The following is a 4361-nucleotide window of genomic DNA, read 5'->3' on the forward strand; positions in this document are numbered from 1 at the left end:
TTTAGTCCAACTTTTGGGGGGCAGATCAATGAGAGGCTTATTTTTGCAAAATACGGGAGAAATCAGACCGCTTAATGAGGCTTAATGTCACCGTTACGTACGTTAGGATTTACTGCACCGGAGCGAGTTTCTGTGCTGACTTCTCTGCCGGTTTTAGTGGTATAGTCCGCACCATCAAAATCGGACATTTTACCTAGCATAAAATTACGATATTCTTCGACCCACATGGCGGTTGCACCGCAGACGGCAACCGGCATCACGACTAAATTCACAAAAGGTAAAGCGGTAAAAATACTCACAAATGTGCCAAAGGTGAAATTTAAAATCTTGCGTTGCCCAAGAGCATTGCGCATACGTTTAAAACTGATTTTATGATTATCGAATGAGTAGTCACAATATTGAATGGCTAATAACCAAGCGCCAAAAACAAAAGTTAATACAGGCACAATAGTTTGCCCGATGACCGGTACAAAACTTAATAAAAACAATGCAATAAAACGAGGGATGCTATACATCATCTTTTGCCATTCACGTTTTAGCATATGCGGTACGTCTTTTAGCATTTCCGTCATCGTCATATTATTGAGCTGTTCACCCGTCAATTGTAATTCAACTTTTTCCGCCAGCAACGCATTAAACGGTGCGGCAATAAAATTGGTAATGGTAGTAAAGGTAAAGTAAAACAGCATAATTAAAGACAGCACGGCAAGCGGTACTAAAATAATGGTTAACCAATCCAGCCATGACGGCATAAAGCTGACGATCCAATCCGCCCAACCTACAATATTGCCAATAAAAAACCATAGCAGTGCAATCATCAGTACACTGTTAATAGCGATGGGAATTAATACAAATGGTAGGAGCTTGCGTTGCAGCATAAGCCTCCAGCCATAGATAAAGTAATGAAACCCTAAGCCTAAATCGCTTTGCGGTTCGTTAAATGCAGATGACATATAGATTCGATCCTTAATTTGTTCAAAATCTGGAAAGAAATATGTTAAGCTACGCACATTATTTTCGCAAATAGTGAAATTTAAATTTTGTAGATTATCTTAAGTGAAAGAGGACCCCAGATGGAGCTTCATATTCTTTTCTTTATTTCAGCCGGCTTATTAATTGCCGTGTTAATCAGTTTCAGTATTTGGTCTGGACGTCGTGAGAAATCGCGTATTTTTTCTAATTCATTCTCCACTCGTCCGCCGGCAACACCAATTAATAATGTTGTGTCAGATGTGCCAGCATCGCTTAATCCACAACAATATAATACGCCTGCATCAACTTCTCATATTGAAGAAGTAGAAAATTCGGTACAAATACAGCAAGAAGTAGAAAGCAGCTTACGTGAAATTAAAATTAATTTGCCGGGGCAAGAAGCGAATATGTATCAAAACGAACCTGCTGCACCGATTTATGGCACAGCACCTATTCAGCCTGTAGTGAAGCAACAAGCAGCTTATCAACATTCGGTTGAGCCTGCATTTACCCAAGCGCCTCAATCACCGATTGCTGAAGCAACCTCAGTATTAGAGCAATCTGTTGAAGAGTTGGAACGTCAAGCTGCATTAGGTGAAGTAGATATTTATTCGGATGCATCGGTACGTGTTGAATTAGCGAAGAATTCAGTTCAAGCAGAAGTGGAACAACCGCAAGAGCCAGCAGTTGCAGAAAATAATATGATTACACTTTACGTTGTCGCGCCGGAAGGTCAGCAGTTCCGTGGTGATTATGTGGTGCAAAGCCTTGAAGCATTAGGCTTCCAATATGGCGAATATCAAATTTTCCACCGCCATCAACATATGGGTAACAGCGCATCACCGGTTATTTTCAGCGTAGCGAATATGATGCAACCGGGTGTGTTTGATTTAACTAAAATTGAGCAGTTCTCAACCGTCGGTTTAGTGTTATTTATGCACTTACCGTCAGAAGGTAATGATGCGGTGAATCTCAAATTATTACTCAAAACGGCAGAGAATCTCGCACAAGCGCTCGGTGGTTTCGTGCTAAATGAACATCGAGAAATCTTTGATGAGAACTCACGCCAAGCCTATTTAGCTCGAGTGAGCTAATTTGCAAAACTTTTAGCATAAATGACCGCTTGTTAAGCGGTCTTTTTTATCGAGAATTTTCCCAATGCCTTTATTATCACAAATGCAAGCTCAAGCGGATACGACTTTCGCACAATTAGAAGCTTTACGCCAAAAATTACGAGAATACGAATACCACTACCATGTATTGGATAATCCGTTAGTGCCGGATGCGGAATATGACCGCTTAATGAACGAATTAAAAAATTTGGAATGGCAACATCCGGAGTGGATTACTGCAGATTCGCCGACGCAACGCGTCGGGGCGAAACCGCTGGACGGTTTTGCACAAGTGACACACGAGATTCCAATGTTATCGTTAGATAATGCTTTTTCTGATGAAGACCTAGACAGCTTTTTACGCCGTATGGAAAGCTATATCTCAGAGAACCCGCTTTCACTGGCTTTTTGCTGTGAGCCGAAATTAGACGGTTTAGCGGTCAGTATTTTGTATGTGGACGGTGTGTTAAGCCAAGCAGCAACACGTGGTGACGGTACAACCGGCGAGGATATTACCTCGAATATTCGTACCATTCGTAATATCCCGTTAAAACTGAATATGGATAATCCGCCGGCACGTTTAGAAGTGCGTGGCGAGGTGTTTATGCCGCAAAAAGGCTTCGAAGAACTGAATGAACGTGCGTTGGAAAAAAGTGAGAAAACCTTTGCTAACCCACGTAATGCGGCGGCAGGTTCATTACGTCAGTTAGATCCGAAAATTACACGTCAGCGTCCGCTCGTGTTAAATGCCTATGGAATCGGTGTGTATGAATCGGATGATGAATTACCAGCAACGCATTTTGAACGTTTGCAATGGCTGAAATCTATTGGTATTCCGGTTAATAATGAAATTCGCTTGGTAACAGGACATGAGCAGTTACTTGCGTTTTATGCGGATATTCAAGCGAAGCGTCCGACACTCGGTTATGACATTGACGGCACGGTGTTAAAGGTGAATGACATTGGCTTACAAGAGCAGCTCGGTTTTATTTCTCGTTCGCCGCGTTGGGCGATAGCTTATAAGTTTCCGGCACAAGAAGAAATGACGGTGCTGAATGATGTGGAATTTCAGGTGGGCAGAACCGGGGCAATTACCCCAGTCGCAAAATTAGAACCGGTATTCGTTGCCGGTGTGACGGTGAGTAATGCCACTTTACATAACGGTGATGAAATTGAGCGTTTAGGCATTGTCATCGGCGATACGGTGATTATTCGCCGTGCCGGTGATGTTATTCCGCAAATTGTCGGGGTGGTGATGGAGCGCCGTCCGGAAAATGCAGAAAAAATCGAATTTCCGACCGCTTGTCCGGTCTGTGAATCAGCGGTAGTGCGTGTTGAAGGTGAAGCAGTTGCTCGCTGTACCGGCGGTTTATTCTGTGGTGCACAGCGTAAAGAGGCATTGAAGCATTTTGTTTCCCGTAAGGCGATGGATATTGACGGGGTCGGTGAGAAATTAATCGAACAATTAATGGATCGTGAGCTGGTGCATACACCAGCAGATCTGTTTAAACTCGATCACACCACTTTAATGCGTTTGGATCGAATGGGTAAGAAATCAGCGCAAAATGCGTTAAACAGCATCGAAAAAGCGAAAAATACCACTTTAGCACGTTTCTTATTTGCATTAGGAATTCGTGATGTTGGCGAAGCTACGGCACAAAACTTAGCGAATCACTTCCATAATTTAGAGGCAATTCGTATGGCAACTTTCGAGCAATTGCAAGAAGTACAAGATGTTGGTGAAGTGGTGGCAAATCGTATCGTGCGTTTCTGGCAAGAACCGCACAATGTGGCTGTCGTTGAGGACTTAATTGCACAAGGTGTGTATTGGCAAGATGTGGTTCAGGTTGAAATTGCGGATAACCCGTTAAAAGGTAAAAATGTGGTGTTAACCGGTACACTGACTCAATTAACCCGAGATCAAGCAAAAGCGCTTTTACAAAGTTTTGGGTGTAAGGTGTCAGGTTCGGTTTCAAGCAAAACCGATTATTTGATTGCCGGTGAAAAAGCCGGTTCAAAATTAGCGAAGGCGCAGGAGTTAGGGGTTAAAGTCTTAACCGAACAAGAGTTGGTTGATTTAATGCCCGCCTAATGAGTAGTAAAAAATGGGAAAATTTAACCGCTTGTTGCATAAACGAAAAGCCCACAAAATGATCTGACCCCAAAAAGTTAGACTGTTTAATTTAAGGACTGTGTTCTGTATTGTACAGGGCTGAGTCCTTTTAATTTAACTTGAATACGCTCATTGTTGTAATAATGAATGTACTCGTGAATCAC

4 protein-coding genes are annotated in these 4361 nt (G+C 42.5%); 2 read left to right on the forward strand and 2 right to left on the reverse strand.

Annotated features, from left to right (window positions below):
• Positions 1-71: 71 nt before the first annotated feature.
• Entirely contained in the window at positions 72-953 is an 882-nt protein-coding gene (gene cysZ / locus HMPREF0027_RS02205; RefSeq protein ID WP_005621845.1) for a sulfate transporter CysZ, read from the reverse strand.
• 120 nt (positions 954-1073) lie between these two features.
• Here cysZ and zipA point away from each other — a divergent pair, with 120 nt between their 5' ends.
• Complete coding sequence (gene zipA / locus HMPREF0027_RS02210; RefSeq protein WP_005621848.1) at positions 1074-2066, forward strand: cell division protein ZipA; 993 nt, start codon at positions 1074-1076, stop codon at positions 2064-2066.
• Between the two features lie 64 nt (positions 2067-2130).
• Entirely contained in the window at positions 2131-4176 is a 2046-nt protein-coding gene (gene ligA, locus HMPREF0027_RS02215; RefSeq protein ID WP_005621851.1) for an NAD-dependent DNA ligase LigA, read from the forward strand.
• An 86-nt stretch (positions 4177-4262) separates the two neighbouring features.
• Here ligA and HMPREF0027_RS11490 read toward each other — a convergent pair.
• Positions 4263-4361, reverse strand: a 99-nt coding sequence (locus tag HMPREF0027_RS11490) for an IS3 family transposase (RefSeq protein WP_155812096.1), incomplete at its 5' end; no start/stop codon positions are given.

The organism is Actinobacillus ureae ATCC 25976, assembly GCF_000188255.1.
Classification (GTDB): domain Bacteria; phylum Pseudomonadota; class Gammaproteobacteria; order Enterobacterales; family Pasteurellaceae; genus Actinobacillus; species Actinobacillus ureae.